The sequence below is a fragment of the Methanobrevibacter sp. genome (genome assembly GCF_017432245.1).
In the GTDB taxonomy this organism is placed as follows: Archaea; Methanobacteriota; Methanobacteria; order Methanobacteriales; family Methanobacteriaceae; genus Methanobrevibacter.
This window is the reverse complement of the sequence record NZ_JAFRJO010000076.1, coordinates 1-6,524: the sequence shown is the minus strand read 5'-3', so window position 1 is coordinate 6,524 and position 6,524 is coordinate 1. Positions and strand designations below refer to the sequence as shown.

At 34.1% G+C, this 6,524-nt stretch carries 5 protein-coding genes; all 5 read right to left on the bottom strand.

Going from position 1 to position 6,524, the window contains the following annotated elements; genetic code table 11:
• Positions 1–137 precede the first annotated feature (137 nt).
• The gene (gene thiI, locus IJI80_RS06385) at positions 138–1,286 is read right to left on the bottom strand and encodes a tRNA uracil 4-sulfurtransferase ThiI (RefSeq protein ID WP_292788631.1); all 1,149 of its coding nucleotides are present in this window, start codon (positions 1,284–1,286) and stop codon (positions 138–140) included.
• Positions 1,287–1,485: 199 nt separating this feature from the next.
• The gene (gene alaS, locus IJI80_RS06380) at positions 1,486–4,212 is read right to left on the bottom strand and encodes an alanine--tRNA ligase (protein WP_292788629.1); all 2,727 of its coding nucleotides are present in this window, start codon (positions 4,210–4,212) and stop codon (positions 1,486–1,488) included.
• 207 nt (positions 4,213–4,419) lie between these two features.
• Positions 4,420–5,139: an alpha/beta hydrolase gene (locus IJI80_RS06375; protein ID WP_292788627.1), complete on the bottom strand. Its 720-nt coding sequence runs from the start codon at positions 5,137–5,139 to the stop codon at positions 4,420–4,422.
• Positions 5,140–5,151: 12 nt separating this feature from the next.
• Positions 5,152–5,526: a hypothetical protein gene (locus IJI80_RS06370; protein WP_292788626.1), complete on the bottom strand. Its 375-nt coding sequence runs from the start codon at positions 5,524–5,526 to the stop codon at positions 5,152–5,154.
• An 18-nt stretch (positions 5,527–5,544) separates the two neighbouring features.
• Positions 5,545–6,258 (bottom strand): zinc-ribbon domain-containing protein, encoded by a 714-nt coding sequence (locus IJI80_RS06365; RefSeq protein WP_292788625.1) that lies wholly within the window; start codon positions 6,256–6,258, stop codon positions 5,545–5,547.
• Positions 6,259–6,524 lie beyond the last annotated feature (266 nt).

The following is a 6,524-nucleotide window of genomic DNA, read 5'->3' as shown; positions in this document are numbered from 1 at the left end:
ATTAATAAATAAAAATAAATCATTAAAATAATTAAAGATAATTAAAATAATTATATATAATTATAATAATTAAAGATAATTAAAATAATTAAAGATAATTAGAATAATTAAAGATAATTAAAATATGAAATAGTAAATTAATATTCTATAGTATTAAAAGCTTTTTCTAATTGTTCCTCTTGATTAATATCCTCTTTCACTTGCTTTACTAATTCCAAATCGGCTTTTGTTTCAGGATATTTAGGAACTGCCTTACATCCTCCATCATCTCTTTTAGAGATTTCAAAGGTTCCAATCTTTTCAGCAATTCTTGTAATCTCCACCTTATCAAGACCAATAAGTGGACTTAAAACAGGAACATCAAGATCTTCACGTGTTGCAAGTATATTCGGAAGTGTTTGAGAAGCTACCTGTCCAAGACTGCTTCCATCAATAACCGCTTCAGCATGCATTTTCTTGGCAAGTTTTCCTGCAAGCTTATACATTCCTGATTTGCATAATACACAAGTCATCTTATCTGGAGCATCTGATTTGCAAGTAGAGAGATAATCTCCATATTTGACTACCCTTCTCTTAATAGGGGCGCCACTTGCATAAAGATTTAACTGATCTATCAAGTCATTGAAATTCTTAAGTGCCTCAGGGGTTGTATAAGGATCATTATCACAGAATAATGCAATTACTTGACAACCTCTTTTCATCATTAAATAGGTAGCTACAGGAGAATCTATACCGCTTGAAACAAGTGCAACAACCTTTCCTTGAGTACCAAGAGGCAATCCTCCAGGACCTGAAATTTTCTCATGAAAAATATAAGTGTCATTATCCCTTACTTCAAGATAGATAGTAAGTTCAGGATTTGTTAAATCAACAGGAGAGGAGTATTTGCGCACTACAACTGCACCTGCAAAAGCCGCCATTTCCTGAGATGAAAATTCATGATTTCCAACCCTTCTGCAACTAATGGCAAATTTAGTGTTCTCATCTAAAAGTCCTTCCTCGTGAAGTTTTTCTGCATACTTTGATACATCCCTTTCAATATCCTCAAAAGTGGATTTTGTTGTAACAGCTGGAGAATAAGATACAATACCAAATATTCTCTCCAGCTTTTCAATTGCCTCATTAAAATCCTTTGGGGAAATATATATTCTTGCTTGTCTTACTTTAACTTCTGCATCAATTGATGCTCTTATATTATTTGCTAAACGATTTTCAAATCTTTTTCTAACCCCGTCACTTTTTAAAGCCAATTCACCATAACGGGCAATGATTAAATCATGTTTCATAAAATACCTCAATAATTAAAAATTTCATAAAATAAATTGGGATAAAGAATAATTCATTAAATATGATAGGTTAGTCAATAAAATATTTTCACTTATTATATCTTTATCTTTCTATATATTTAATTTATAGTTAATAAATATAACGATTGTTATAAAAATATTCAAAAAAATAAAAATAAAAAATAATTAAAAGAATTAATTAATTTTTATTTAAAAGTTCAATAGCTAAATCTAAAGCTTCTGGCATCTTATCAGCATTTGGACCTGCTCCTTGAGCTAAGTTAGGACGGCCACCACCGCCACCTCCAAGCAATGAAGCTGCTTCCTTGATGATGCCATTAACTTGAACTCCAGAGTCCTTAGTGGCTGCTCCAACGATTTTACCCTCATTGTTACCAATGAAGACAACATCTGCCTTATCATTGTCAGTGAAGTCAGTGGCAATCTTTTGAAGCTCTTTGATATCTCCATCAATGATTTCCTTCAATACTTTCAATCCATTGATTTCGATTGCATTGTCTGCTAAAGTGCTGACTTTCAAATTAGCTATTTCCTTTTGCAATTTAGCTATTTCATTCTTTTGAGCTTTCCATTCGCTGAAGAATCTATCACAGGTCTTAGGCAATTGTTCGTTGGTTACGCTGAATATGCCTGCACTTTCCCTTAGAATCTCCTTATCCGCTTGAATGGAGTCAATAGCTGCAAGTCCTGCTGAGAAATCAATTCTTTCTACACCATCTTGAACTCTTTCAGTCTTATTGATCTTGATTGGGCCCACTTCACCTGTTCTGTCAAGGTGAGTACCTGCACAAGCTTGTACATCAATTCCAGGAATCCTTACAACTCTGATTTGGGAACCCGGAACAACTCCCCCTTGGTATAAGGTGAAACCGTATTCCTTCTCTGCATCATCACGGCTTAACCAATTGATATCCAAATCAATGTTCATCATAACGTATTCATTTGCCAATTTTTCAATTTCATTAAGCTCTTCCTGTGTGATACGTTTGTAATGGGATAAGTCTATACGTGAGCGAGCAAGACCTTTTTGTGCACCTGCTTGCCAAATATGTTGTCCTAAAACTTTTCTGGCAGCAGCAATGACCAAGTGAGTACCAGTGTGATGTCTTGCTAAAGTGATTCTTCTGTTCCAATTGATAGCCATATGGACTTCAGTTCCAATATAATCTTTTAAAGTAGCAAGCAAGCTCTCTTTATCGCTATCCTTAGGAACAGCAATGTGATGCAAGACAATGTTATTCAATTTTTCAGCATAAGTCACTTCATAGATTTTGCCATCAATGGACATTATACCAATATCTGATGGCTGACCTCCTCCTTCAGGGTAGAAGATAGTTCTATCAAGGATAATGTTAACGGTATCTCCTTTTTCAATGATTTCAATGATCTTGCCGTCAGATTCCTTTTGATAAATGTCCTTGTAGAAGTCAAGTTCAGTTTCTGGAACATCAATATCCAAAGTCTCTTTTTTAGCAACCTTGTCCTCTTCGTGCATATCCGCAACAATGGTGAAGAAGTTATCAGGCACAAATACTTCAAAGTCCTTATCTCCGCTTGCCATTTCTTCAACGGTTTCAGGAGGCATTCCTTGAGCATCGTATAAGTCTATCAATGTTTCTAAAGGCATAGAAGTTTTTCCTTCTTTCTTAAGACGTTTGATTGTTCTTTTAACAGTCTTTTTACCTTTTTCAATGGTTTTTGCATATCTTTCTTCCTCAAGATTGATGATATTCATAATGTGTTCTTGAGATTCGTCGATTTCAGGATAGAACTTCCTTAGGAAGTCTAATTGAATTTCCATAATGTCAGATAATGATTCTTCCATCTTCAACTCTTTCATGAAACGGATGGTTCTTCTTAGGACAAGTCTTGCAAGGTAACCTTCCTTTACATTTGATGGGATGATTCCATCAGCTAACATGAATGCCAAGCATCTTGTATGATCTGCAATGATATAAATAGCTTCCATTGGCTCTGCATTCTTCAAGTATTCCTCAAGTGAAATGTCCAAACTGTCTGCAACTTGCTGACGGAGCTCTCTAATATCCCCAATATCCTCAATATCCATCATACCTGCAATTTCTGCATTTCTAGCCAATATGTCCTCATTGACTTCAACATTGGTTATTTCCTTAAGCTTATCCACTACAGGAGCGAAACATGCATCATAAGCGGTAGGAGTTCCTTGGGAAATCCAAGCAATTCTCTCTAAACCGTAACCGGTATCAACCACCTTAATTGGAATCTCTTCCTTGTCCCCGTTTTCAAGGGTTTTGTATTGCATGAAAACAAGTGTAGCAAGCTCTACACCACGGCAACAGACCTCATAACATGGGCCTTCGTTACCTCCACCTTTCCACCAGGATTTGATGAAGGTGATCTCTTCAGTGTTGATTCCAATTGACTTGAAGAACTCATGACAAAGGCGAATTGTTTCATCTTCCCAGTAGATGAAGTTATCAGGCTTATTGATTACTGTATGTGAACCCATGGTAAAGCAAGTCATATGCCTTCCGGTTCTTCCTACATTGTCCACATCGTTAAGACGTATGGATGGCTGTTCAACTTCAAGAGGATTAGCTGGAGGTTCAACTAAACCAGAGGTAATCCATGGTTGGAAACAAAATATTGAAGCTCCCACCAAAAATACATCATCTCTCCATCTTTTAGCTAAAGTTGGATAACGAGGTATAGGAGTGTGGCCTTCATCTTTTAAGAAATTTCTAAAAGTTTCTTGAATTTCATATAAATCATATGGCTTGTCAGTTGCAGGATTTCCGATAAATCCATATTCATCACATGGAGCGTCCCCACAAGTGTCTCTATCCACTTGAGAGTAAAACTCATTGCCACATGTTTTACATATCTGTTTTTTATATCCTAAATCTTCGAATATTTTAAGCATAATAATCAGTTTTAATCGTTTTTTAAAAAATATTTTTTTTGTTATGAGTTATGTATTAGTATAATAAATAGTTGAATATTTATTTCATAATAAAATTATATATGTTTTTAATCTATTAAATAGTTTGTATAAAAATAGAATTCAGTTTAATGTTTTAATAAATTAAAAAAATAAAAAAAAGGGGATTTGTAAAAACAAAATTTAAAATTAGAATATGAATTCCAAAATTGCATCTTCAGTTTGCTCTCTTTGATTTTCAGGTGAAATGCTCGCGATTCCATCACCAGATTGAATTCCATAGGACCCGAATTGAGCATGATTTCCACCATTTATCACATATTCTGTTAAATTATTGCTCATCAAGCTCTTGGATTCATCATATGTTTCCTTATTCAAGGTATTATCATTAGAGCCATAAATTGAAAGAACAGACATGTTTCCCAAATCATCTACAGGATAAGCTGCAAGAAGTATCAAACCATCGATTTCATCTTTATGGGTAACTGCATAGGAAGAAGCCATAACTCCACCTAATGAATGTCCTGAAATGTACCATTCATCATAGGAATAATTGCTGTTGCCTATGATGGAATCAGCACTATTGCCTCCTAAAAATGCTAAATTGCCAGGCATTTCCACTATAAAGCAATCCACTCCATCATTCGCCAAATCCATAAACAAAGGGAGATAAGAAGTGTATTCAATTTTAGCACCTGGATAAAAGATCAATGCATTATCATTTCCAGGACCATCCAAAAATAAACCATTACCCACTTTTTCAACTGATACATTCTCTGTTCCATTTAAGTAGGTATTTACACTGGGGTCTGCATGTGAATAATCATTTACATACCATATGCTAATACATCCGACGAATATGATCAAAGCCAAGATAATATACAATGCCATTTTAATTTTTTTATTCATATAAACCAGCTTTTAAAACAATCTAAATAAAAACATAACAGTGCAAACAATTCCAACTAACATGATTGCCAATTGTATGTAGGCATGCTTTCTAATATTGGAGTCTTTGCTGTTTAACATAAAACCTGGGAAAAATAATCCAATGAATCCTATAAATCCATATGATCCCAAGAAGAAGCTAAGGATAAAACTTCCCCAACCGAATAGGACTGCTATAATATAACCTATTATTATTAGTTTTTTGCTGTCAAAAGATGGAAAATCATCTAGATTATTTAATTCATTGGTTAAGTCATCAATTGTTTCTGTAAAGTTCAAAGGACCTCCACAATCATGACAAAACTTATAATCATCTGGATTTTCACATCCCCAAATTGGACATTTCATATTTTTCCCCTAAAGCCATTAGAATATTTGCTTTCCGCTATTTTCATATAGATATACAGTCTTAGTGTCAAGAATGTCTCCATTGCTATCATATAATGATATATGTGCTTCATCAGGATAGTACTCAAATGCATTTGCACTTGCAACCTTGACATAACCATCACTGCTTACTGTTTTAGTAACAACTTTTCCTTGATTTAGCGCATATCCATCATTGAGATATAATACACTAATTTTTACTTTCTCACCAGCATGTTCTGATCCTACATAAATAGTACAATGTGTCTTATCTGACGCCGAACTTCCTGTTGAGAAACTACCACTATAAATTTGTGGATAACTCTCTTGAGTAGCTTGAGTGCTTGTTTCTATATCAGTGACATTATCTGCAGAAGAATCGGAATTTAATGATGCAGAATCTGAAAGAGAATCCGAATCATTATCATTTGCATTGTTGTTTGAGAACATAACCATAGCTCCTGCTATTAAAAGTGCACAAATAACAATGGTTAAACAGATTATAATTAAGTTCTTATTATCGGATTTTGAATTATTTGAAGCATTGCCAGGATTACTTAAATTTGAATTATCATTTACTCTAACAGATGGGTCAATCCCAGTATTTACATAATTGTCTTTTATTGGACTATTTGCAGCTAATGTGTGACCACAACTCTTGCAAAACTTTGCGGAATCTGCATTTTCCGCTCCACAATTAGGACAAAATACCACAATTACACCTCCCTATTTACTAAGTAATACTTTATTCATATAAGCATATATAGATTTTGAAAAAAAGTTAATGGGTATGTGGAAATTAAAAACAATGAAATTGGATAAAAAAATAGCAAAAAATAATAGTTATATAATATACGAACAATAAAAATTGTTTAAAAAAAAGAAAAAATAAAGGATAGAAAAGAATCTATCCGAATAAAGCACCTAAACCAGCGGTTGCTGCTGCAGCTGCTTGTTCTTCGTCTTCTTCTTCTTCCTCT